The 25,240-nt window shown below is 58.8% G+C and carries 18 protein-coding genes; 17 read left to right on the forward strand and 1 reads right to left on the reverse strand.

Features of this window, described 5'->3' with window-relative positions; translation table 11 throughout:
- The first annotated feature begins 6 nt into the window (after positions 1 to 6).
- The gene (locus VQ071_RS05465) at positions 7 to 1,662 is read left to right on the forward strand and encodes a glycoside hydrolase family 43 protein (protein WP_340512850.1); all 1,656 of its coding nucleotides are present in this window, start codon (positions 7 to 9) and stop codon (positions 1,660 to 1,662) included.
- 59 nt (positions 1,663 to 1,721) lie between these two features.
- Here the strand turns inward: VQ071_RS05465 and VQ071_RS05470 are convergent, their stop codons facing one another.
- Positions 1,722 to 2,483 carry a helix-turn-helix transcriptional regulator gene (locus VQ071_RS05470; RefSeq protein WP_340512851.1) on the reverse strand — a complete coding sequence of 254 codons (762 nt, stop codon included), beginning with the start codon at positions 2,481 to 2,483 and terminating at the stop codon, positions 1,722 to 1,724.
- 305 nt (positions 2,484 to 2,788) lie between these two features.
- On the opposite strand from VQ071_RS05470, the gene VQ071_RS05475 reads away from it, so the two are divergent.
- The 16 genes from VQ071_RS05475 to VQ071_RS05550 all read left to right on the forward strand — a co-directional run bounded on the left by VQ071_RS05475 (position 2,789) and on the right by VQ071_RS05550 (position 25,179).
- Positions 2,789 to 4,168 carry an ABC transporter substrate-binding protein gene (locus VQ071_RS05475; protein WP_340512852.1) on the forward strand — a complete coding sequence of 460 codons (1,380 nt, stop codon included), beginning with the start codon at positions 2,789 to 2,791 and terminating at the stop codon, positions 4,166 to 4,168.
- A gap of 212 nt (positions 4,169 to 4,380) precedes the next feature.
- A complete protein-coding gene (locus VQ071_RS05480; protein ID WP_340512928.1) occupies positions 4,381 to 7,161 on the forward strand; it encodes an extracellular solute-binding protein in 2,781 nt (926 codons plus the stop codon).
- Positions 7,162 to 7,181: 20 nt separating this feature from the next.
- A complete protein-coding gene (locus VQ071_RS05485; RefSeq protein ID WP_340512853.1) occupies positions 7,182 to 8,138 on the forward strand; it encodes a carbohydrate ABC transporter permease in 957 nt (318 codons plus the stop codon).
- Positions 8,139 to 8,145: 7 nt separating this feature from the next.
- On the forward strand, positions 8,146 to 9,015 hold the full coding sequence (locus VQ071_RS05490; protein ID WP_445293263.1) for a carbohydrate ABC transporter permease: 870 nt from the start codon (positions 8,146 to 8,148) through the stop codon (positions 9,013 to 9,015).
- Positions 9,016 to 9,028: 13 nt separating this feature from the next.
- Positions 9,029 to 10,501, forward strand: a complete 1,473-nt coding sequence (locus VQ071_RS05495; protein ID WP_340512855.1) for a hypothetical protein — start codon at positions 9,029 to 9,031, stop codon at positions 10,499 to 10,501.
- Positions 10,482 to 11,108: a Yip1 family protein gene (locus tag VQ071_RS05500; RefSeq protein WP_340512856.1), complete on the forward strand. Its 627-nt coding sequence runs from the start codon at positions 10,482 to 10,484 to the stop codon at positions 11,106 to 11,108. The genes VQ071_RS05495 and VQ071_RS05500 overlap by 20 nt, the downstream gene beginning before the upstream one ends.
- Before the next feature lie 16 nt (positions 11,109 to 11,124).
- Positions 11,125 to 13,692 carry a DUF5696 domain-containing protein gene (locus VQ071_RS05505; RefSeq protein WP_340512857.1) on the forward strand — a complete coding sequence of 856 codons (2,568 nt, stop codon included), beginning with the start codon at positions 11,125 to 11,127 and terminating at the stop codon, positions 13,690 to 13,692.
- Entirely contained in the window at positions 13,689 to 14,603 is a 915-nt protein-coding gene (locus VQ071_RS05510; protein ID WP_340512858.1) for a carbohydrate ABC transporter permease, read from the forward strand. Before VQ071_RS05505 ends, VQ071_RS05510 begins: the two co-directional genes overlap by 4 nt.
- Positions 14,604 to 14,617: 14 nt before the next feature.
- Positions 14,618 to 15,586 carry a carbohydrate ABC transporter permease gene (locus VQ071_RS05515; protein ID WP_445293258.1) on the forward strand — a complete coding sequence of 323 codons (969 nt, stop codon included), beginning with the start codon at positions 14,618 to 14,620 and terminating at the stop codon, positions 15,584 to 15,586.
- Positions 15,586 to 16,890 (forward strand): endo-1,4-beta-xylanase, encoded by a 1,305-nt coding sequence (locus VQ071_RS05520; RefSeq protein WP_340512859.1) that lies wholly within the window; start codon positions 15,586 to 15,588, stop codon positions 16,888 to 16,890. Before VQ071_RS05515 ends, VQ071_RS05520 begins: the two co-directional genes overlap by 1 nt.
- A gap of 21 nt (positions 16,891 to 16,911) precedes the next feature.
- Positions 16,912 to 17,949 carry an endo-1,4-beta-xylanase gene (locus tag VQ071_RS05525; protein WP_340512860.1) on the forward strand — a complete coding sequence of 346 codons (1,038 nt, stop codon included), beginning with the start codon at positions 16,912 to 16,914 and terminating at the stop codon, positions 17,947 to 17,949.
- A 190-nt stretch (positions 17,950 to 18,139) separates the two neighbouring features.
- Entirely contained in the window at positions 18,140 to 19,129 is a 990-nt protein-coding gene (locus VQ071_RS05530) for an ABC transporter permease (protein ID WP_340512861.1), read from the forward strand.
- Between the two features lie 15 nt (positions 19,130 to 19,144).
- Positions 19,145 to 20,059 (forward strand): carbohydrate ABC transporter permease, encoded by a 915-nt coding sequence (locus VQ071_RS05535; RefSeq protein WP_340512863.1) that lies wholly within the window; start codon positions 19,145 to 19,147, stop codon positions 20,057 to 20,059.
- Positions 20,060 to 20,129: 70 nt separating this feature from the next.
- Positions 20,130 to 21,731, forward strand: coding sequence for an ABC transporter substrate-binding protein (locus VQ071_RS05540; protein WP_340512864.1), 1,602 nt, complete (start codon positions 20,130 to 20,132; stop codon positions 21,729 to 21,731).
- Positions 21,732 to 21,808: 77 nt separating this feature from the next.
- A complete protein-coding gene (locus VQ071_RS05545) occupies positions 21,809 to 23,545 on the forward strand; it encodes a sensor histidine kinase (protein WP_340512865.1) in 1,737 nt (578 codons plus the stop codon).
- 8 nt (positions 23,546 to 23,553) lie between these two features.
- Complete coding sequence (locus VQ071_RS05550) at positions 23,554 to 25,179, forward strand: response regulator (protein ID WP_340512866.1); 1,626 nt, start codon at positions 23,554 to 23,556, stop codon at positions 25,177 to 25,179.
- The last annotated feature ends 61 nt before the right edge of the window (positions 25,180 to 25,240 follow it).

Here is a 25,240-nt window from a genome sequence, read left to right on the forward strand (position 1 = left end):
CGTCCCGTGTCCAGAATCAACCAGGCGCTCGTCGTCCTCGCCGCTCTGATCGTCGCCGGGGCTGCGGCTATCGGGTATATCGCGACGAATAACAAGGAGGCTGTACAAATGAGTGAAGTCGATAAGACGCGGCACCCTGCGTCCGCGGCCGGCAGCGAGCCAGGCAAGCAAACGCAGGAGGCGGCCGCGACGCCCGCCGCTCCGAGCCGCACGGCCGTCACGCCCGCCGTCGGCAAGCTGCCGCCGAACGGCAATCCGCTGGCCGCGCACAGGTTCGGCGCCGATCCGTATGCATTGGTGTATGAGGATCGCGTCTATCTGTACATGACGAACGACGTGCTCGAATACGACGGGGACGGTCAGGTCAAGGACAACACCTACGGCAATATCAACAAGCTGAACATGCTCTCGTCGGACGATCTGGTCAACTGGACGGATCACGGAGAGATCGCTGCGGCAGGACCGCAGGGTGCGGCCAGATGGGCGACCCAATCGTGGGCGCCGGCCGCGGTTTACAAAAAAATCGACGGCAAAAACAAGTTTTTCCTGTACTTCGCGAACAATGCGAGCGGCATCGGCGTGCTGACGAGCGACAGTCCTGCGGGGCCGTGGACGGACCCGATCGGCAAGCCGCTGATCACCCGTTCGACACCGGGCGTGGAGACGGTGACATGGCTGTTCGATCCCGCCGTCCTGGTCGACGACGACGGCAGGGCTTACATCTATTTCGGCGGAGGCGTCCCCGAAGGCAAGGATGAGCTGCCGAATACGGCTCGCGTCATGGAGCTCGGGCCGGATATGATCAGTGTCGTCGGAACAGCCGCGACGATCCCTGCCCCGTTCATGTTCGAGGATGCCGGCATCAACAAATATAAAGGAACGTACTACTATACGTACTGCTCGAACTTCTATAACGGCGCTCGTCCGGAGGGGAGCCCGCCGGCCGGAGAGATCGCTTATATGACAAGCGACAGCCCGATGGGGCCGTGGACGTACCGGGGCACGATTTTGCAAAACCCGGGCGCGTTTTTTGGCGTAGGCGGAAACAATCACCATGCGATTTTCCAATTTCACGAGGATTGGTATATCGCCTATCACGCCCAGACCTTATCCAAGGCGATGGGCGTTCCGAAGGGCTACCGGTCGACCCATCTGAACAAAGTCGTCTTTAACGATGACGGCACGATACAGGACATACAAGCGAATTACGAAGGCGTCCCGGCGGTGAAGCCGTTCGATCCTTATATTCGCCATGCGGCGGCCACCATGGGCTGGAGCGCTGGAGTGGCGACCGAGGCCGCTCCCGGCAGCGGCGGAGGCTCGCAGACGGTTGTGACCGGACTCGGCAACGGGGATTGGATCGCACTGTCGAACGTCGACTTCGGCGAGCAGGGGGCCACGGCATTTCAGGTGTATGTATCGCAGGCCGGCGAAGCCGCCTCGATCGAGCTTCGTCTGGACGAACCGGACGGGCAGCTGGCCGGCACGGTCGTCGTTCCTGCATCGGCAGGGGAGGCGTGGAGCGAGGCCAAAGGGGAGGTGAAGGGCGTCCGGGGGGTTCATCGGGTATACTTCGTATTCCGTGGGCAGTCGGACGACAATCTGTTCCGCATGGGGGATTGGCAGTTCATCAGGCAGTCGGGAGAGCGCGGGGACAAGTAAGAGAGCGGCAGTCGGGGAGAAAAGCGTCTCCCGGGCTGCCGCTCTTATTTTTATGCCGCTCACGCCGTCACGAACAGCTGCTTGCGGTACTCGTTGGCGCTGATGCCGGCATATTCCTTGAATTTCTTGTAGAACCAGTCGGTCTCCGTGTAGCCGACCTCGCTTGCGATCTCGTAGATTTTCATGTCGGTCTGCTCGAGCAGGCGCTTCGCCTTTTCCATGCGCTGCTGAAGCAAATACGCATTAAAGGACATATTCTCCTCATGCTTGAACTTCTGCCCCAGATAAGCGCAATTAAAGTGCAGGTCATCGGATATTCTTTTCAGCGTGATGCTCCGATGCAGCTCCTCCTGGACGTACCGCTTCACGAATTCGACGATCGAAGGCTGTCTCGTTCGTTTGCTCGGCAGCGGCAGCGGCAGTGGAGGCGGCATGCCGCCGGAGGCGCGAAGCTCCAGCTCCCGCTTTACGCCCTGCAGACTTGCCAGCAGGTCGGTCTCCTTCACCGGCGCGGGCAAGTAATCGCTGACCTGATAGATCAGCGCTTGCCGCGCGAGATTAAAATCGTTGCTGCCGCCCAGCAGAATGATCGGAACGCGGCTTCTATGGCGGATTTTCTCGCACAGGCGAAAGCTCTCGGAATGGGATCGGTTCATATTGATAAGGACGAGCGAGAACGAATGGAGATCCGATAAGGATCGGGCTTCTGTCTCAGGAACGGCTCTGGCTTGCAGCGAGAAGCCCGATTCCGTCCAATCGATCATGCGCTCTGTCGCTTCTCTGGACCGCGTATCCGAATCTATATGCAGCACCCTGTACATGACGCCATCCTCGCTTTCACTGTTTTTGACTCGACAGACGGCGGACAACAGATCGCGCACAGGAGCGCGTTTGCCGAGCCTCACATGACTGCGCTTTCATTATGATTGACCGGCGGCATGCGCGACAATGTGCATCTCTTTCAGGAGGATGCATTTGTTTACCTCTTAAACAAAGGGGGCGTTCAGGAGCCGAAAACCTATAAATGGTAGGGTTAAACAGCTAGCCGGAGTCGGGTTGTTGGGGGTATATGAAAGCGCTACACTTCTCGTTGAATCCACTCTCAACACACTCAGGGGGGCCAAAAATGCGAACCAAAAAAGGAATTGCCATGTTGGCGGGCATGATGCTGGTAATGGGATTGACCGCGTGCAGCGGAGGAAAGAACGGCAATACGGCAAGTCCGAGCGACAGTCCGTCCTCCGGCACGGCCAGCGCGCAGCCGAGCGCCGCAAGCTCCGAATCCGCGAGCGCCAGCGCCGAGGCCTCGGCGCCGGCGATGGACTTCGATATGGGCGGCAAGACGATCAAGATCGTATCCTGGTTTGACATGACCATTCCGGAGGACAATCCGGACAACATCGCCAGGAAGAAAAACCTGGACGATCTGATGAAGAAGCACAACTTCAAGGTCGACTTCGTCACGATCGACTACGGCGAGTATCAGGAGAAGGTAACGGCGTCTCTCCTGGCAGGCGAGCCGATCGGCGACATCGTCCGTCTGGGCAAAAACTACACGATCCCTGCGCTGGTGAAGCAGGATCTGCTGTGGCCGCTGGACGAGTATACGAAAAACTCGAAGGTGTTCAACCAGAAGGCAAACGAATTCATGAATTACGAAGGCAGAAGCTACGGCTTCACGGAACAATCCAACCTCATCTCCGGCATCTTCTACAACCGCACGCTGATGAACAAGATCGGCGTCAAGTCGCTGCAGGATTATGTCAACGAGAACAACTGGAACTGGGATACGTTCATTCAGGCCGCCAAGGATGCCAACAAGGATACGAACAACGACGGCAAGCTGGATACGTGGGGACTGGCCCAGGCCGGACTTATGGAGCACGCGCTGGTCTCCAACGAGACGAGTCTGACTGCAGGCGACAAGCAGAATCTGGAAGATCCGAAGACGGTCGAGGTGCTCAACTTCCTGTCGCGCATCGCGACCGAGAAGGTCGCAAGGCCGACGGAGGGCGGAGACTGGACGGAGCCGGGGCAATTTTTCCGTCAGGGCAACACGCTGATGTACGCCGGCTACATGTATGAGATCGGCGGGCTGAAGACGGACATGAAGGACTACGACATCGGCTTCCTCCCGTTCCCCAAAGGCCCAGCCGCATCGGGCTATCACTCGGTCGAAGGCGCGTACCAGACGCTCACGATTCCGAAGAAGGTCGAGCATCCGGAGCAGCTGGTGTACATCTGGGAGAAGATCAACGATATCGATTCGATGTACGATTACCCGGATCAGTCGTCCTTGGAGAGCAACTTCACGGATGAGAACGATATCAACAATGCCAGAACGGCCGGCGAAGGCATGCGCGTGCTCGATCATGCGACCTTCATGCCCAAGCTGCCTTACTACGATATGAACGGCGAGGTTCTGGCCGGCACGTCGGTATCCTCGGTCATCGAAAAGTACAAGGGGCCGTTCCAGGCGGCGATCGACGAAGTATTCAAAAAGTAATCCGCCGGCAGACGACAGTTCCCAGCCAGAGCCTGTCCTCCGGCGGGAACTGTTGCTGAGGCGGCGAAGCTTGCCGCAGGAGGGAGAGAAGACCGTTGAACGTCCTGAACAAAAAAAACGTCCTCGCGCTGCTGGTCGTTATCGTTATCGTTGTCGTATGCGTGCGGATCGTCAATCCGCCAGGCCAGTCTCCGGACGGCCGGGCATATGCGATGGCCGAATTTCAGGCGATTACGGCGGCGGATGCCGAAGGGACCTATGACAGCTATCTGTCGAAGCACGCCGATGCGCCGCGTCCCGATCGCACAGTGCGCATCGAAGGCGAGCGCTTCGCCGGGACGGACGGGGCAGGCTTCGAGATCGCGAGCGGCTACGAGGGGCTGGACGGCGAGGCCGTTCTGACGCCGGACGCCGGCTCTATCCGCTGGGAGGTGCATGTGCCGGTAGCGGGGCTGTACAGCGTCCGCATTCACTATTTTCCGATCGAAGGCAAAAGCTCGAGCGCGGAGAGACGATTCATGATAAACGGGACCGTTCCTTTTGCGGGGGCGGACGATTTGCTGTTTAACCGGCTGTGGGGGGATCGGGACGCATCCATTGCCAGAGACGACCGGGGCAACGACCAGCGTCCGCGGCAGGTCGAGAAGCCATCCTGGCAGCTTGCCGCGTTTTCGGATCGGGACGGCTATTACGAGGACCCCTATATGTTCTATTTCGAGCAGGGAGTCCAGACGCTGGCGCTGGAATCGCTGCGGGAGCCGATGGCGATCGATTATCTGGAATTGTATCGGGAGCAGGAGGTAAAAGCCTATGCGAGCATCAGGCGGGACTACGAGGCGCAGGGGCTGAAGCCCGTGGCGGGCCGGCGGCTGATCGTGCAGGCGGAGGCTGCGGCGCTTAAATCGTCTCCGATGCTCGCGCCGCTCGCCGACCATTCGAGTCCGACGGTCGTACCCTTTGACAAATCCAAAATTCGCATGAACACGATCGGCGGCGTCCAATGGAAGCTCCCCGGTCAATGGATCGAATGGGAGGTGGACGTTCCGGAGGACGGGCTGTACCAGCTCGCGCTGAAGCGCAAGCAAGATCAGCTTCGCGGAATCTATGTCACCCGAAGCCTGACAATCGACGGCGAATACCCGTTTGAAGAGATGAAAAGGCTGCAGTTCGGCTTCAGCATGGACTGGCAGACGGATGTGCTGGGCGGCGACGAGCCCTATCTGTTCCATTTGACGCCGGGCAAGCACCGCATTCGGCTGACGGTGACGCTCGGAGAGATCGCCCCGCTGCTGCAAACGATCGAATCCAGCGTGCTGCAGCTCAACGAGATGTACCGCAAGATTCTGATGATTACCTCGAATACTCCGGACCCTTATCGCGACTATCAGCTCGAGAAGCGAATCCCCGATATGATACAGGTTTTTCGGGAGCAAGCGAAGACGATCGCCGGGGTCGCCGACTATCTGGAGCGATCGACGGGAGAGAGAAGCGATAAGGTAGCCGTCCTGTATACGCTTATTCATCAATTGAACCAGATGGCGGCGAAGCCGGAGACGGTCGCCAAGCGCTTGGCCGACTTCAAGCTCAACATCGGCGGGCTCGGCACCTGGATTTTGACCGTCCGGGAGCAGCCGCTGACACTCGATTATCTGGTTGTCTATTCGCCGGACAGCAAACTGCCGCGAACGAAGGCAACCTTGCTGGAAAAGGCCGGGCAGCAGCTCGGCGCGCTGCTCGCATCGTACACCGAGGATTACGACAGCATCGGCAATACCTCCAAGGGCGATCGATCCGTTACGGTCTGGATCACGACGGGCAGGGATCAAGCCCAGGTCATGAAGTCCCTGATCGACGATACGTTCACATCGGAGTCGGGCATCTCCGTGAATCTCCGCCTCGTGCCCGGCAATATTCTGCTTCCGGCCACACTGGCCGGCGAAGGGCCGGACGTGGCCATGCAGATCGGGGAGGATGTGCCCGTCAACTATGCGATGCGGGGAGCGGCGGCCGATCTGAGCCAGTTTCCGGATTTTGAAGCGGTGGCTTCGAGGTTCCGCGACAGCGGCCTTGCGCCTTACCGGTACGGAGACGGTCTGTACGCGCTCCCGGAGCAGCAGACGTTCCCGATGCTGTTCTACCGCAAGGATATTTTGCAGGAGCTGGGCCTGACGCCTCCGCGTACCTGGCAGGAGGTTTACAATCTGATCTCCGTGCTGCAGAAGCACAACATGGAGTTCTGGCTGCCGATCGAGAACCCGGCGCAGGGCGTCATCCAGGTGCCGAATCCGACCTTCTCCATGCTGCTGTACCAGAACGGCGGACAGTTCTATGCGGCGGACGGCAAGGGAAGCGCCCTCGACTCGGATGTCTCCATGGCACAGTTCAAGAAGTGGACGCAGTTCTATACGAACTACAAGTTCCCGGTGATCGCCGACTTCCCGAACCGGTTCCGGACGGGTGAGATGCCGATCGGCATCGCCGACTACACGACCTACAACCTGCTGACGGTCATGGCGCCCGAGATCAAGGGGCTGTGGGACTTCACGATGGTTCCGGGCACGGAGACGGCGGACGGCACCGTCAATCACGAGGTCGCCAGTCATACGACCGCGGTGTTGATGCTCGAGCGTGCCAGGGACAAGGATGCGGCCTGGACCTTTATGAAGTGGTGGACCTCCAAGGAGACGCAGATTGCCTACGGACGTCAGATGGAAGGGCTGTTGGGCGAATCGGCCCGTTATCCGACCGCAAATGTGGAGGCGCTCGAGGAGCTGCCCTGGCCGGTCCAGGACTATCGCAATCTGGATGAGCAATGGCAGTGGGTCAAAGGAATTCCGCAAGTGCCCGGCGGCTACTTCACCGCCCGTCATCTGGACAACGCCTTCCGCAAGGTCGTGAACGCCGGGGATAATCCGCGCGAAGCGCTGTCCGATTATATCTTGTACATCAACGACGAGATTGCGATCAAGCGGAAGGAATTCAAGCTGCCGTAATAGCCCGGGGGTGAAAACCGATGCAAGCCAATACGACCAGCCAAGCAGTCCCGCAGACGGTGCGGGGAGCCAGGACATCCCGAAGGGCGCTGCTGTGGCGGGAGCTGAAGAGAAACAAGCATCACTACGTTTTGCTCAGCCCATACATGCTTTTGTTTTTTATGTTCACCGTCCTCCCCGTCGCGTTTTCGCTCCTATTGAGCTTTTTCTACTTCAACATGCTGGAGTTTCCGCGATTCGTCGGCTGGCAGAACTACTCGCGTCTGCTGCTGAACGACGATGTGTTTATGATCGCGCTCAAAAACACGTTCCTGTTCGCCGTCATTACGGGACCGGTCAGCTATATCGCTTGCTTTGTGTTCGCATGGATCATCAACGAGCTGTCGCCCAAGGTTCGGGCATTCATGACGCTGGTGTTCTATGCGCCGTCGATCTCGGGCAACGTCTATTTCATCTGGCTGATCTTCTTCTCGGGAGACGCTTACGGGTATTTGAACGGCTTCCTGCTCAAATACGGCTTCATTCTGGCCCCGGTTCAATGGCTGACGACCGAGAAGTACATTCTCCCGATCATCATGATCGTTCAGCTGTGGCTCAGTCTCGGCACGAGCTTCCTGGCCTTCATCGCCGGTCTCCAGACGGTCGACAGGACGCTGATCGAGGCCGGGGCGGTCGACGGGATCAAAAACCGGTGGCAGGAGCTGTGGTTCATCACGCTGCCTTCCATGAGACCGCAGCTGCTGTTCGGCGCCGTCATGCAGATTACCGCCTCGTTCGCGGTAGCCGACATCTCGATCTCTCTCGCCGGATTTCCCAGCGTCAACTATGCGGGCCACACCATTGTGACGCACTTGATGGATTACGGGACGATCCGCTTCGAGATGGGCTACGCCTCGGCCATCGCGACCGTGCTCTTCGGCATCATGCTCGGCACGAACATGCTGACGCAGAAGCTTCTTCGAAAGGTAGGTGAGTGAGGTGGGTCTGAGAGCCCTGACGCACTTCCGGCTGTCCCGCAAGATCAACCGTTCGCTCACCGTCAGCTTTCTGCTGTTTCTGCTGCTTGCGGTGTTCGGCATTTTTATGGCGCTGCCGCTCATCTTCGCAGTCAGCAACGCGTTTAAGCCGCTCGACGAACTGTTCATTTTCCCGCCGCGATTCATGGTGAGCAATCCGACCTGGGACAACTTCCTCGACCTGGCCGCCCTCATGGGCAATTCGTGGGTGCCTCTGTCCAGATATATCGCCAATACGCTGCTCATCACGATCGTCGGTACGGCGGGGCATATTCTGCTGGCTTCGGCGGCGGCGTATCCGCTCGCCAAATACCGGTTCCCGGGCTCGCGTGCGCTGTTCACGATCGTCGTCCTGTCGCTGATGTTCTCCGCCCAGGTGACGGCGATTCCCAACTACATGGTGATGTCCTGGCTCGGCTGGATCAATACCCAGTGGTCGCTTATCGTGCCGGCGCTCGCATTTCCGCTGGGCCTGTTCCTCATGAAGCAGTTCATCGAGCAGCTTCCCGACGCCCTGCTGGAAGCGGCCAAGATCGACGGCGCGGGCGAATACCGGATCTACTGGTCCATTGTGATGCCCAACGTCAAGCCGGCTTGGCTGACGCTGTTGATCTTGCAATTCCCGATGCTGTGGGGCAGCGACGGAGGGAGCTTCATCTACAGCGAGAATCTGAAGACTCTTCATTACGCCCTGGGCCAGATCGCGCTTGGGGGAATCGCCCGGACGGGCGTCGGAGCCGCCGTCGCATTGATTCTCATGGTCGTTCCGATCACGCTGTTCATCATCTCGCAGAGCAGCGTCATCCAGACGATGGCGACCTCCGGGATGAAGGATTAAGGGGGGGCACGCCATGAGCAGCACACTGTTGCGGGTACGCAGATCGCTATGGATCGCCTTCGTTTGTCTAGGGGGCATCGGCCTGGGAGGCGCGCATGCCATTGCGGCGGATACGTCCTCCTCCTACAACTACACCTACTGGGGAGATACGGTCGCCTCGCCCGACGCCTACGAGCCGGCGGCGCTCCTGACCGGCAAGGATCTCGGCGCCGGGACGTTCAACAAGCCGAGCGACCTCGATGTGGCGCCGGACGGTACGATCTATGTGCTGGACAGCGGCAACAACCGCGTCGTCGTCCTGGACGCCGGCTTCAGGCTCGTCCGCATCGTCGACGCCTTCGAGCAGGACGGCGCGGCCGACGCCTTCAGCAATCCGCAGGGATTGTTCGTCGCAGGCAACAAGCATCTGTATATCGCCGATACGGGCAACCAGAGAATCGTTCAGCTGGATGCCGACGACCGGCTGGTGCAGATCGTCGATCATCCGGAGTCGGAGCTGCTGGCGGCCGACTTCCAGTTCAAGCCGACGCGTCTGGTCGTCGACAAGGCGAACCGGATGTACGCGATGGCGGCGGGTGTCTTCGACGGCTTCATGGAATTCGCTTCGGACGGCACGTTCACGTCGTTCGTCGGCGCCAACAAGGTGACGTTCACGCCGTCCGAATATTTGTGGAAGATGCTCTCGACACGGGCGCAGAGAAGCCAGATGGTGATGTTCACGCCTACGGAGTTTACGAATCTGGACATTGACGACGAAGGCTTTCTTTATGCCACCAACGGCCAGCGAAGCGGCAGCGTCCGCAAGCTGAACGGGCGCGGCAACGACATTCTGAAAAGAAACGGCTACTTCCCGCCCGAAGGCGATATCCGCTACACGACAGCCGACGGACCGGCGAGACTGGTCGATATCGACGTGACGGACAGCGATATGTATTCGATTCTCGATGCGAACCGGGGCCGGATCTTTACGTACAACGGGGACGGCTATCTCATGTATGTGTTTGGCGGCATCGGCAACCAGCTCGGGGCGTTCGATACGCCGACGGCGATCGATCGGCTCGGGGACGACTTCCTCGTGCTCGACAAGGCGCTCGGAGAGATCACCGTCTTCCGGACGACGGAGTACGGAAGAACGCTTAACGAAGCGGTGCGAAGCTATTTCCGCGGGGACGAGGATCAAGCCTATCAGTTGTTCCGGAGGACGATCGACATGAATGCGAACCTGGAGTTCGCGTACTCGGGCGTCGGCAAAGCGCTGCTCCGGCAGGGAGATTATGCCGCAGCGCTGCAATATTTCAAACGAAGCGAGGACCGCAGTCATTATTCCAAGACGTTTTTACTCTACCGCAAGCAAGTCATGCGCGCGTATTTTCCCCAGGTCATGACAGGGCTTCTCGTACTGGCCGCACTCGCGATTGTGTGGAGGAAGCTGCGGAAAATGAGCGGGAAAAGGAAGGTGAGCTCCGTTGAACATAACGTCGTTTAAATATCCTTTTTACCTGATCTTCCATCCGTTCAACGGCTTCTGGGAGCTGAAGTACGAGCAGCGCCGCACCGCGAGTCTGGCCGTCTCATGCGTCATTTTGTTTCTGCTGGTCCTCACCAATGTGCTGAAGGCCCAATATACCGGATTTTTGGTTAACTATAACAATCCGCACGATTTGAACAGCTTTATGGAAATCGTATACGTCCTGCTCCCGGTATTATTCTGGTGCGTTGCCAATTGGTCGCTGACGACGCTGATGGAGGGCGAGGGGAAATTCGTCGAAATTTTTATCTCGACCTGCTATGCGTTTTTGCCGATGGTGCTGCTGCAATTCCCCTGGATCTGGCTCAGCAATCTGATATCCGATCAGGAAACGCCCTTCTATTTTTTCTTTGGCAATCTGTCTGCTTTATGGTGCGTATTCCTGCTGTTCATCGGCAACATGACCGTTCATCAATACTCGCCGTCCAAGACGCTCCTCACCATGGCGCTGACGGTCGTGGCGATCGGATTCATTGCCTTCCTCGGTCTGCTGTTCTTCAGCTTGATCCAGCAGATCGTCGGATTCGCATCCACCATCTACCAAGAGTTCGAGCTGCGGAAGTAAGGGAGGAGGCTAACACATGATCAAGCGCAAGGGCATCCGGCTGAGCGCGGCTCTGCTGGCCTGCTGCCTGACGGCGGGCTGTGCCGGCGCCGGCGGCGCCTTATCCGGCGCCCCGGCGGAAGGGAGTGTGCCGGTCGCCGCGGCGTTCGAGCCGGGCAAGGCGCTGAGCGCCTCCTTCACCGATCCGAAGGCGGCAGGCATGAAGGGGATTGCCGAGAGCGGCCGGCTAAGGCTGTTCGCCGACGATCAGACGGGTGTCGTCGCCGTTCTCGACCAGAGAAGCGGAAAAATATGGTACAGCAACCCGCCCGCACGGGAATCCGACAAGCTGGCTTCGGGCATTAACAAGGATTTGCTGTCCGCGCAGCTGAGGATCGATTTCTATAACAGCTTCGGTCAGCTCAATTCGGTTAACTCCTATTCGGACAGCGTCCTTCACAAGCAGCTTCGGATGACGCCGATCGAAGACGGCGTCCGCGTCGACTATCAATTCGGAACCGCCGAGAAAACGTTCGACGACCTGCCCATGATGCTGAGCAAGGACCGCTTCGGGCAAATCGCCGGCAAGCTGGACAAGACAGGCCAGCGCGCGCTGGCGATCGGCTACAAGGAGGATGCGGAGAAGGCGGTATACGTCAGAAACGACAGCGCGCTCAAGGGGCTTCAGCTGGAGCGCGCGCTCAAGGCGTTCGAGGCCGCGGGGTATACGGAAGCGGACCTGCTGGCGGACATCGAGGCGCTTCATTTGAATCAGACGAAGCCGGAGCCGCGTATTTTCCTCGCTTCGATCGAGTATACGCTCGAGAATGACAGCCTCGTAGCGAGAGTGCCGGCTGCAAGCATTCATTATCCGGATGCGTATCCGATCAACACCATTGCTCTCTTGAGCTACTTCGGCGCGGCGGACGTCCAAGCGGAGGGCGCGATCCTCGTGCCGGACGGCTCGGGCGCGCTCATCCGTCTCAATAACGGGAAGACCCAATACCCGCCGTATCAGCAGCAGGTGTACGGAGCGGACCAGACGATCGCACGTCTTGACGACGCCGCCCGCGAGCAAGAGGTGCGGCTGCCGGTATACGGAATGATCGACGGAGCCGAGGCATTCCTCGGCATCATCGAGGAGGGCGAAGCGGTTGCGACGATTACGGCCGATGTCAGCGGCAGACTGAACGGCTACAACGCCGTCTCTCCGAGCTTCTATGTCGTGAACGAGACCAAGGTGTACTTGACCGCTAACGGACAGGAGCGCTCCCTGCCGAAGTTCCAGCAAGCTCCGACGACATCGGACTTCGCGGTGCGCTACGCCTTTCTGGATCGGGAGGAGGCGTCGTATCAGGGGATGGCGAGGTACTACCAGCAGTACCTTCTGCAGAAGGGCGGCTTGCCCGGGAGCGAGGAGACCAGCGAAGCTCCGGAGGCGGCAGTTCCGTTCTACCTGCAGCTGGACGGGGCCATCGCCAAAAAGAAGCATATGCTCGGCATACCGTACACGGCGCTCGAGCCGCTGACGAGCTTCGATCAGGCGGAGCGCATCGTGCAGGAGCTGCAAGCGCGGGACATCGGCAACATTAAATTAAAATTCGCCGGCTGGTTCAACGGAGGCCTGGATCATCGCGTACCGGACCGCATCCAGGCAGACGGCGCGGTCGGCGGCAGCAAAGGCTTGAAGCAGCTCGTCGCCTTCGCCGCGAACAACGGCATATCGCTTTTTCCGGATGTCGCGGTCGCGACGGCCAACTCGGCGAAAAGCTTCAGCGTGTCAGGCGAGGCTGCGCGAACGCTGCGGGACGAACCCGCGGCCGTCTATCCGCTCGAACCGGCGCTGAACCGCCGCGATCGCACGAGATCGCCTGCGTATGTCGTCTCGCCGAGATTTGTGGATAAGTACGTACGCGGCACGCTGAAGGGAGCGGCCGCCTTCCGGCTCGGCGGGCTCTCGCTGCGCGACCTGGCCGCCGACTTGAACAGCGACTACCGCGCCGGCAGGGAGATCGACCGTACGGCGTCCCAGGGCATCTCGCGCCAGGCGCTGGCGGACATTCGCTCCGCGAATCTGAAGATTCTCGCGAACGGCGGCAACGCCTACTCGCTGCCCTATGTCTCCGATCTGACGAACGCGCCGATGACGAGCAGCCGGTTCAAGATCGAGGACGAGGAGGTCCCGTTTTTCCAGATGGTCGTGCGCGGCTATATCGATTATACGGGGGCCCCCTACAATCTCTCCACGTATACGGATCCGCAGCAATATATCCTGAAGACGCTGGAATTCGGCTCGGGCGTTCATTTCGAATGGATCTACGAGCCGAACTACAAGGTGAAGGACACGGACAATAACGAGCTGTACGCGGTCCATTACAAGCAATGGCTGGATCAGGCCGAGGCCATCTACAGGGAAGTGAACGGGGTTTTGGGCCGGGTGCAGCAGCAGCGGATCGTCTCGCACGAGCAGCTGGAGGCAGGCGTCTATAAGACGGTATACGAGAGCGGCTATTATGTCATCGTCAACTATAATCGCGCGGCGATCGTAGCGGACGGCCATACCATTGCGGCGGAAAGCTATGCGACGGGCGGTGCATCCACTTGAGAAATGCGCTTGGCAAGCTCAGGCCGGGCCGGAGGACGTACGCGCAGCAAAAAGCGCTGTATGGATTTTTGTACACGTTGCCGTGGCTGCTCGGCTTCCTGTTCTTTTTCCTCGTGCCCTTGATTACATCGCTCAGATACAGCTTCAGCAAGGTAACGGCCAACTCGGAGGGCGTGACGGCAGCCTTCTCCGGCCTTCAAAACTTCAAGGAGGCTCTGACGGTCAACACGAGCTTCAACCGTGTGCTGACGGAGTCGATTCTCGGTATGCTCGTGAACGTGCCGCTCATCGTCATATTCAGCTTGTTTCTGTCCGTGCTGCTCAATCAGAGGTTCATCGGCAGAACGGCCGCTCGCGCGATCTTTTTCCTGCCCGTCATCCTGGCATCCGGCATCATCATGAGTCTGGAGAGCACCAGCCTGGTGCAGGCCGTCAACGACGCCAACGCGGGCGCCAAGGTCACAAGCGCGCTGCAGAGCTTCGAGCTCGAGCGCTTGCTGATGGAGGCGGGCATGAGCGACAGCATCGTGAATTACTTGACGAACGCGGTCAACCGGATTTATCAGATCGTCAGCCAATCGGGCGTCCAGATCCTGATCTTCCTGGCGGGCATCCAGACGATCTCTCCGCAGCTGTACGAGGCGTCCAGGATGGAGGGCGCGACCGGCTACGAGGCGTTCTGGAAAATTACATTCCCGATGGTAAGCCCGCTGATTCTGGTTAATGTCGTGTATACGATCGTCGATTCGGTGTCCATGAACGAGATGACCGACCTGATCCGGGATACCGGCTTCAAGAGCTTCAACTTCGGGCTCAGCTCCGCCATGGCATGGATTTATTTTGCCGCAGTGGCGCTCATTCTGGTGGTCAGCTCCTACGCGATCTCCAAGCGGGTCTTCTATTACGAATAAAGGAGAGGAATGCCATGCGCGCCATACGCGCCTTGCGCGCTCTGCGCGTGCTGTCCCTGGAATCCTGGAAAAAATGGACCTGGTCGTTCGTGCGGCTCGTTCTGATCGCGGGCATGTCGTTTGTCATTTTGTATCCGATCCTGCAAAAAATATCCACCGCGATCAAAGACAAAACCGATCTGTATTCGCCGATCGTCATCTGGATTCCCCAGCACTTTACGCTCGATAACTTCAAGCAAGCCATCGACATCATGGATTATTGGACAGCGCTGCGCAATACGTTCGGCCTATCCGTCATGACGACGGTGCTGACCGCGCTCTCGTGCGCATTGGCGGGCTACGGGTTCGCCAGATTGAAGTTCAAGGGCAGCAGCCTGCTGTTCGGAGGCGTGATTCTGACCATACTCGTACCTCCGACGACGATTCTGATTCCCGTATACCTCAACTTGAAGGACTTCTCGCTGATGGGACTGATCCCGCTCCTGACGGGCGGCAAATCGCTCAACCTGTTAAACACGTACTGGCCGTTTATCCTGACCTCCCTGACCGCCAATTCGCTTAAAGCCGGACTTTATATTTTTATTTTCCGGCAGTTTTTCCGGGGGATTCCGAAGGAGGTCGAAGAGGCGGCCTATATCGACGGCGCCGGGGTAGGCAAGACGTTCTCGCGCATCATGCTGCCGAACGCCATACCCGCGATGCTCACGGTGACGCTGTTCTCGTTCGTCTGGCAGTGGAACGACAGCTTTTTTACGACAACCTACCTGACGACGGCGAAGGTGATGTCGATCCAGCTGTCCTCTCTGCCGTACAACCTGTCCTCCTTCCTGTCCGACGGCGTCAACTCGAAGGCCGACCCGTTTTATATGAGCATGGTTCAGGATACGGGCATTTTGCTGGCGATACTGCCGCTCATTCTGATGTACATCTTCGTTCAGCGCTACTTCGTCGAAGGGATCGAGCGCACGGGGGTGGTCGGCTGATGCGCAGATCCCGCAAGCGTATGCTCGCTGCCGTGATCGCCGTTCTGATCGTCGCAGGAGGCGCTGCCCTGGCCTGGCGTGACCGTGGCGGCGAGCAAGCGGCGAAGCCGGCCGGAGCCGCTGGCCCGGCGGCGCAGAGCGCTGGCGCCTCGCCGTCTGCGACCGTGGCATCCGCCGCCCAGGCGAGCCCGGCGCCAGCGCCGCCGGCTTCGTCGCCGGCGGCGCAGCCCTCGGAGGCACCGGCGCTGACGCCGTCCGTGGAGACCGATATCCCGTCGGTTGCAGCAGCCTATGCGGCTTATTTTCCGATCGGCGCGGCAGTCGAGCCGGGCCAGCTGACGGGGCTGACGGCGGAGCTGCTGAAAAAGCAGGTGAATGCGCTCGTCGCGGAAAACGCGATGAAGCCGGATGCGATCCAGCCGTCCGAGGGAGCCTTCACCTGGGAGCGGGCGGACCGGATTGTGAAGTTCGCGCAGGACAACGGGATGGCCGTTCGCTATCACACGCTAGTCTGGCACAACCAGACGCCGGGCTGGTTTTTCCTCGCCGCAGACGGCAGTCCGATGGTCGACGAGACCGATCCGGCGAAGCGGGAGGCGAACAAGAAGCTGCTGCTGAAGCGGCTCGCAGCGCATGTGCGTGCCGTCGTCGGCCGCTACAAGGACGAGATCAAATCCTGGGACGTCGTCAACGAAGTCGTCGAACCGGGCGATCCGGACGGCATGCGGGCGAGCGAGTGGTACCGGATCACGGGCACGGACTACATCGAGACGGCGTTCCGCGTCGCGAGGGAAGCGGGCGGTGGCGATATCAAGCTCTACATCAACGACTATGGGACCGATGATGCGAGGAAGCGCGACCGCCTCTTCGAGCTTGTGAAGCAGCTGCTGGACAAAGGAGTGCCGATCGACGGCGTCGGCCATCAGACGCATATCAATCTGCGAACGCCTTCCGTGGACGCCATGCTCGCCTCGTTCAACAAATTCAAGGCGCTGGGGCTTGACAATATCATCACCGAGCTTGACATGAGCCTTTATACATGGGACGATCGCAGCGATTACGGCAGGGAGGTGCCGGCCGATGTGCTCGCGAGGCAAGCGGACCGCTACCGGGACATTTTCGACATGCTTAAGGCCAACAAGGGTCTGGTCAGCGCCGTCACCTTCTGGGGGATCGCCGACAACCATACCTGGCTCAGCTCGTTCCCGATCGTCCGCACCGAGGCGCCGTTTCTATTCGATCAGAACTATCATGCGAAGCCGGCGTTCTGGGCAGTCGTCGATCCTTCGAAGCTGCCGCATTAAGCGTATGGGAGGAAAAACAAAATGACGCATCATCCCAAGTCCGACATCCCGCGTCTGCACGAGGCGTACAGCGCCTGCTTCCGCATCGGCGCGGCAGTCAATCCTTCGACTTTAACGACCCAAGCGGACCTGTTCCGGCATCACTTCAACAGCCTGACCGCCGAGAATGAAATGAAATTCGAAAAACTACAGCCCGCCAGCGGTCAGTACACGTTCGAGGCGGCGGACCGGCTCATCGACTTTGCGACCGCCAACGGCATGGCCGTGCGCGGACATACGCTTGTGTGGCATAATCAAACGCCGGACTGGATGTTCGCGCATGCGGACGGTACGCCGGTCGACCGGGATACGCTTCTCGCGCGGATGCAGGCGCACATCGCGACCGTCGTCTCCCGGTACAAGGGGATCGTCCACGCCTGGGACGTCGTGAACGAAGCCGTCTCCGACAAGGAAGGGGAGTTCCTGCGCCCGTCCCAGTGGCTGGAGATCGCCGGCGAGGACTTCATCGCCAAGGCGTTCGAATACGCCCATGCGGCCGATCCGAACGCGCTGCTGTTCTACAACGATTACAATGAGTCCGTGCCGGAGAAGCGGGAGAAGATCTTCGCCCTGGTCCAGTCGCTGCGAGAGAAAGGCGTGCCGATTCACGGCGTCGGCCTTCAGGCGCACTGGAACCTGGAAGAGCCGTCCATCGACGACATCCGGGCCGCTATCGAGCGATATGCCAGCCTCGGCGTCAGGCTGCATATTACGGAGCTCGACCTGTCCGTTTTTCGCTTCGCGGACAGACGAACCGATCTGACCGCGCCAACGGAGGAGCTGCTCGCGAAGCAGGCGGACCGTTATGCGCAAATTTTCCGGCTTTTCAAAGCCAGCAGCGCCCATATCGAATCCGTCACCTTCTGGGGAGCGGCCGACGATTATACCTGGTTGGACCACTTTCCCGTTCATGGCCGCAAAAATTGGCCTTTTCTGTTCGATGAGAAGCACAGACCCAAGCGTTCGTTCTGGGATGTGCTCGAGGAGGCGCCGCCGAGTGCGATAGCCGGGCCCGGCTGAGCGGCGCATGTTCCGACGATGAAGAGCTCGGCCTCGGTACCATCGATGCCGGCTCTTCTTTTTTTTGGCATGCGGAGAGCTGGCGCAAGAAGTCACATTCGAATAAACAAGGTCATCTGCAAGAGAGAGAACCGGCCTCGGCCTCCATTAGAATGAAACTATTCTGATCGATTGGAGCGAGGTTATAGGCATGCTGAACCCGTCTCACGCAAACGAAGAAGCCAAGTCGGCCCCTGAACGGCCAGCCAGGCCGAGGAGCCGCATCGCCCGGCTGTTCGGCAACATCGTGCAATATCGCGCGCTGCTGCTGATGCTGCTGCCGACGGCGATCGTGTTCTTCGTCAATTGTTATATCCCGATGTTCGGCGTCTTCATCGCCTTCAAGAAAATCAACTACATCGACGGGATACTGGGCAGTCCCTGGGCGGGACTGGACAACTTTCGCTTCCTCTTCGCCACCTCCGACGCCTGGCGGGTGACCGTCAACACGATCGCCTACAATGCCGCCTTTATCGTATCCGGTCTGATTCTCTCGGTGGGGGTTGCCATCGCCGTCAATGAAGTCCGGGCCAAGCTCGCATCGCGTATCTATCAGACGGTGATGATCATGCCGAATTTTTTGTCGATGGTCGTCGTCAGCTATATCGTATACGCCTTCCTCCATCCGGAATACGGATTCCTGGTCAAGTATGTGCTGCCCTTGTTCGGACAAAACTCGGTCAACGCATACATGCATCCGCAAGCCTGGCCCTACATCTTGTGGCTGACGAAAATGTGGCACTCCGTCGGCATCGGCAGCGTCATCTATCTGGCCGCCATCACCGGCATCAGCGAGGAGCTCTACGAGGCCGCGACGATGGACGGCGCCGGCAAGTGGCGGCAGATCACCGGCATTACCATCCCGCTGCTCACGCCCGTCATGGTCATCCTGACGATCCTGAATCTGGGAGGCATCTTCCGCTCCGACTTCGGCTTGTTCTATCATGTGACGCTCGATTCCGGCGCGCTTCGCTCGACGACGGACGTCATCGATACTTATGTGTACCGGGGCTTGATTCAGCTCAACGACCTCGGGATGTCCTCCGCAGCGAACTTCTATCAATCGGTGGTCGGTTTTTTCCTCGTCATCGGAGCCAACAGCCTGGCCCGCAGATTGAACCGGGACACGGCATTATTTTAGAACGGGAGCATCGATATGAACAAAACATCGACCGCAGCCAGCTGTCAGAGGATTTCCAGGCCCGCCGAGCTTGCGCTTCACGCCGTCTTTATCGTTTTCAGCCTCGCATGCATTTTGCCCGTGCTGCTGATCGTAGCCATCTCCCTTTCGAACGAAAAGCTGCTCACGCTCAAGGGCTACAAGTTCTGGCCGGACGAGCTCGACGCATCCGCCTACCGCTACCTCTTTTCCCATTCCGCGACGCTTGTCAGAGCTTACGGCGTTACCTTAACCGTTACCTGCATCGGGACCGCGCTTGCAGTGCTGTTGATCGCCCTGTACGCGTATCCCGTTTACCGCAAGGATTTTCCGTTCAAAAGGGCGTTTAACATCTACCTCCTCGTCACGATGCTGTTCTCGGGCGGGCTGGTGCCGTTCTATCTGCTGTATATCAATTACTTGAACCTGAGGGATTCCCTCGTCGCGCTCATTCTTCCCGGCCTTACCAACGCGTTCTATATCTTTATTGCGCGCACCTTTTTCCAGCAGACGATCCCCGAGGAGATGATCGAGTCGGGCAAGCTGGACGGGGCGTCCGAGTGGCGAATTTTTTTCCAGCTCGTGCTCCCGATCTCGCTTCCGGTTTTGGCTACGATCGGCCTGTTCACGACGCTCATGTACTGGAACGATTGGTTCAACTCGTTGCTGTTCATCAACGATACGGATAAATTCTCGCTGCAGTACGTGATGATTCAGATGATCCGGCAAGCCGAGTTTTTCAAAAATCAGCTGGCTGGAAGCGGCGTCGCCCTGATGGTGCAGCAATCGGTCCCGACGGAGAGTCTTCGCATGGCGATGGTCGTCGTGTCCATCGGTCCGATCCTGTTCGTCTACCCGTTTTTCCAGAAGTACTTCACCAAGGGGCTCACCGTCGGAGCGATCAAGGGCTGATCCGTTCGTCTAACGCTGGCTTAGCAGCCGGTTAGAAAATAAATTGATTCGATTAGGGAGGCACAATGAAATGAAGAAAGCAAGAGGTTGGGGCTTGGCGCTGGCGCTGCTGCTGGCGACCGCGCCGGCCATGACGGCATGCAGCAAGGACCAAGCGAGCTCGAACGGCTCTCCCGGCGCGAAGCCGCCGGCGACCGGCATCGGCGCATCGTCGGGCGAAGCCGGGGCAGACGGTCCGGACATCTCCGCGTACCGCAAGCTGAAGGTGTACACGGTAGGCGGGTTCCCCCAGAATGACACCAAAGCGGTGGTGGAGGAGATCAACAAGTATCTGAAGGGAAAAATCAATGCCGAGATCGACTTCCAGGGTCTGCCCTGGTCCTCCTGGTCGGAGAAGATGGCGCTTGCTTACCAGTCCGGCGAGCAGGTCGACCTGACCTTCGCCCCGAACTGGGGAGATTTCGCCAACAATGTGGCCAAGGGCGCATTTCTGCCGCTCGACGAGCTGCTGGCCAAGTACGGCAAAGGCATCACCGATTCGCTGGACCCTCGCTTCCTCGACGGAGGACGCGTCAACGGCAAGCTCTATGCGATTCCGACGAACAAGGAGATCGGGGAGAGCCATACGATCATGCTGCGCAAGGACATCGTCGACAAATACGGCTTCGACGTAAGCGCCATTCAAACGCTCGAGGACCTGGAGCCCTGGCTTGAGATCATCAAGGAGAAGGAGCCGGCACTTGCGCCGATCTGGCTGTCCGGCAGCGGCTCGGATACGCTGGGCTACTTCGACAAGACGAAGCCGAGCATGGCGGAGAACTTCCGCTACGAACTCGTCGCCGGTGCGCCGGCAGGCATCGTCCTGGACACGAAGACGGACAAGATGGTGATCAGCACGATGGAGTCCGACACGGCGATCTATCGCATCAAGCTGTACAACGACTGGTTCAAGAAGGGCTACATCAACAAGGACGCGGCGACGACGAAGACAAGTGCCGAGGACGCGCTGAAGGCCGGCAAGACATGGATGAAGTTCGGCTCCGACAAGCCGGATTCGGACAAGGAGGATTCCAGCGCCACCGGCATCCAGCTCGTCAAGCTGAAGGGGAACGAGCCGGAGATCAGCACGGCCAGCGTCAGCAATTCCATGATGGCGATCGGACGCACATCGGTCGATCCCGAGCGGACGATGATGCTGCTGAACCTGCTGCATACGGACAAGACGCTGGTCAACCTGATCGATTTCGGCGTCGAAGGCAGACAGTATGTAAAGGTTGCGGGTCAGGACAACTTCATCAAGCTGCCCGACGGCGTCGCCACCCGCGCCGATACGGGCTGGGCGCCGGGCATCGAGTGGATGTTCGGGAACCAGACGCTCACCTATCTGTGGGAGGGCGAGAGCCCGGACAAATGGGAGAAGTTCAAGGCGTACAACGAGAGCGCCCACAAGGTGAAGTCGTTCGGCTTCAGCTTCAATACAGATCCCGTCAAGACAGAAGTGTCCGTCATCAATAACATCATTACGGAATATCGGCCGATTCTGGAGACGGGCAGCCTGGATGCGGATCGGGTACTGACCGAATACAATGCCAAGCTCAAGGCGAACGGCATCGAGAAGGTGCGCGCCGAGGTTCAGAAGCAATACGATGAGTGGAAGACGAAGCAGCCCTAAGCGGGCGAGGGGAGAGCCGAATCGGGCTCCCCTTTTTCGCGCGGACAGGCGTCTTGGGGACGGGGAAGGGACAGACCATGATATTTTCGTTGCGATTCAAAGTGAGCGCGCTCGTTCTCGTCTTGGTGACGCCGCTTTTTCTTTTCCTCTACTATACCAATATTTATTCGACGAACGTCGTGCGCGAGCAGGTGGCCAAGTCCGCATCGGATACGCTGACGCTTCATCTGGGCGCGCTCGACGAGCTGCTGGAGCAGACCGGCACCTATCTGCTCCGGACGGCCAACGAGAGCACATTGCTGGAGCTGTATTCGGAGAGCGACCCGGACAGCGTCAATTATTACGTCTCGATCCGCAAGCTGATGGATCAGTGGTACAGCGATGTCAGCTATTATTCCGTCATTCGCACCGTATTCGTATACCACTTCGAGCGGGACGAGCTGTTTCTCAGCAGCCACAAGGAGTATTACCGGGAAAAAGAACATATTCGTTCGGGACTGTCCTCCCGGCTTCGAAGCTTCGCGCCGCCGCCGTCCTTGAAATGGGAGATCGTAAATATCGGCGGCGAACCGGTGCTGTTCAAGGCGCTGCAGGACAAAACCGGCAGGCTGCTGATCGGTGTGCTCGTCAGCATCGATTCGCTGGCCCAGCCGCTGCTGCAGCTGGAGTCGGCGAGAAGCGACGAGCTGGTCGGCATTCTCTCGGGCGACGGCCGGCAGCTGTGGGGACAGTTCGCCGGCGAGGATCTGGATCGCATCCGCGAACGGTTGAGCCGGGCGTCGAATCGGGCAGGCAGATCGATCCGCCTGCAGGATGGCAACGCCTATCTGTTCGTCAATAAACCTTCGCAGTTTGCCGCGCTCAACGTCTTCATTTTGCTGGACGAGAAGTCGCTGCTCGCCGAGCTCCCGCTGTTCCAGCGCGTCATTCAAGCGATTCCGGCGGTTGTCATCGTAATCCTCGCGATATTGCTCATGCTGCTGAGCCGGCTTGTATTCAAGCCGATCCAGCAGCTTGCCAGCGGCATGCGCATCCTCGGGAAGGGACAGCTGGAGTTCCGCCTGAGGGAGGAGAACGCCAGGGAGTTTCGGCTGATCACGCAGCAGTTCAATCGGATGGCGGCACAGATCGGCCATCTGAAGATCGACGTCTACGAGGAGAAGATGAAGGCGCAGCAAGCGGAGCTTAAACATCTTCAAGCCCAGATCAATCCGCATTTTTTCATGAATTCTCTGAATGTCGTCTATCATCTCGTAGAGCTTCAGCGCTACCCGCTCATTAAGAAGATGGTCAGTCACCTCGTTTCCTATTTCAGATTTGCGATGAGCACCAACGATACCTGGATCACGCTGGCCGACGAGCTGAACCATATACGCAACTATATGGAGATCCAAAGGGTGATGTACCCGGACAAGCTGACCTACGACGAACAACTGCCGGAGCAATTCGAGCGCGCGCTCGTGCCGCCCCTGCTCATCCAGCCGTTCGTGGAAAATGCCATGAAGCACGGATTTACGAATAACCTTCGCCCGTTCAGCGTCGGCGTCACGGTGAGCGAAGAACCCGGGCAGCAGCCGTCGTCGCGCATGGTCATCCATATCCGGGACACCGGCGCCGGCTTGTCCGCGCAGCAGCTCGACATGCTTAATCACAGGTGGCACGAGCATGAGCCGACAGATCGGCAGTTGGGCATCTGGAACGTACGCAGACGTATGAAAATGGTGTACGGCGAACGGGCGACTCTGAGCTTCAGCAACGATTCGAAGAGCGGAGCCATTGTGGAGATGAAAATACCTTGTCAGCGGAAGGAGTGAATGCCGCGGTGTGTCGGGTTCTGATCGTAGACGATCAATACTATGCCCTGATCGGTTTGCAGCACGGGGTGGACTGGGGCCAGCTGGGCTTCACGGATGTCGCCTTGGCGGAAAACGTGGAGCAAGCGATCGGATGCCTGAGCCGTCACGGCGTCGAATTGCTGATCTGCGATATCGAGATGCCGGGGCGGAGCGGGCTGGAGCTGCTGGCATGGGCCGAACAGCATTCGCCGGATACCTTGACGATCATGCTCACCTGTCATGCGGACTTCGAATATGCGCGGCTCGCGATCCATCACGGGGCGTTCCACTATTTGCTCAAGCCCGTCGACTATGATCAATTGACACGCGTCGCAAGCGACGCTCTGGCCGAGATCGGCCGGCAGCGGGAGCGCCGGACGTTCGAAGCGCTGATTCGAGAATATCGCAGCAAATGGGACCGGCATATGCCGGTGCTGGTAGAGCGCTTCTGGCAGGATATTGTTAGCCAGCGCACTTCGCTGCTGCCCGAATCGCTGCGAAGATCGGCCGAGGCCAGCGGTTTGCAGTTCGAGCCGGACGCCCGGTTTACGCTGGTGCTGATCGGGGTGGAGCAGTGGAAGGAGAATCTGAGCGCACGGGATGAAGCGATCATGGAGTACGCGCTTCGCAATATGGCCGGGGAGCTCATTTTAAGCGGGCTGGACGGCGTTGTTTTTCAAACTCATGCAGGCCATAATTTAGCGATCGTATATGAGAGGAACGACGGGGCCGCGAGCGTCGGCGCGCTGGAGCGCAATTGCCGACAATTTCTGAGTGAGTGCGAGCGCCTGCTGCAATGCGCCTTGTCCATCTACATCAGTCCGTCCGTACGATTGCCCGATCTCGTTGGCGCCTACGCCTTCGTGTCCGAGCGGGAGCAGCGCAATATGAATCGCTGCGGGCAAGTATTCATGCCGGTACAAGCTGCCCCCGCTTCCATTGCCGAACGGACGCCGACGGCGGCTCCCATGGATATGTTCGCCGATTGGGCCACGCTTCTGGAGCTCGGCGAAGCCGGGGAGCTGGATCGGCGCACGAGACTATGGTTCGGCAATCGCGGCGCGAACGCCTGGACGAAGGAAATGCACGATCAATTCACACACGGCATCCTGTTGATCATCCACACGATCTTGGCGAAAAAAGGTCTGAGCGTTCAGGACTCCGAGACGCTAAAAAGCTTGACGGACAAGATGAACTACCCCAAACAGCCGCCGGCGCTGCAAAGCTGGACGAAGCAATGTCTCGATGCAACCGTGCTGCTGTTGAGGGAGAGCGACAGCCTGTCCTCATCCACAGTGGTTAAAATAAAACAATACATTCGCTCGCGTCTGAGCCAGGAGATCTCCCGGCAGGAATTGGCGGCCCATGTCTATCTGAATCCGGCGTATCTGTCGCGGATGTTCAAGAAGGAGACGGGGCTGTCGCTGTCGGATGCCATCATCCAGGAAAAAATTCAAGAGGCCAAGCGGCTCCTGGAGGAAACGGAATACAGAATAACCGGCATTGCGGAAAAAGTAGGCTATACCAGCCTGGGCAGCTTCTCCAACTTATTCAAAAGAACGGTCGGCGTAACGCCTCAGCAATATCGGGCCAGAAAGAAATCGGAGATATGAGCCTATTGCTTGGAGGGTGTCGGCATTCATCTCGCAGGGCGGTTAAGCCGTGAGCGGCTTG

It is taken from the genome of Cohnella sp. 56 (genome assembly GCF_037963805.1).
Classification (GTDB): domain Bacteria; phylum Bacillota; class Bacilli; order Paenibacillales; family Paenibacillaceae; genus Cohnella.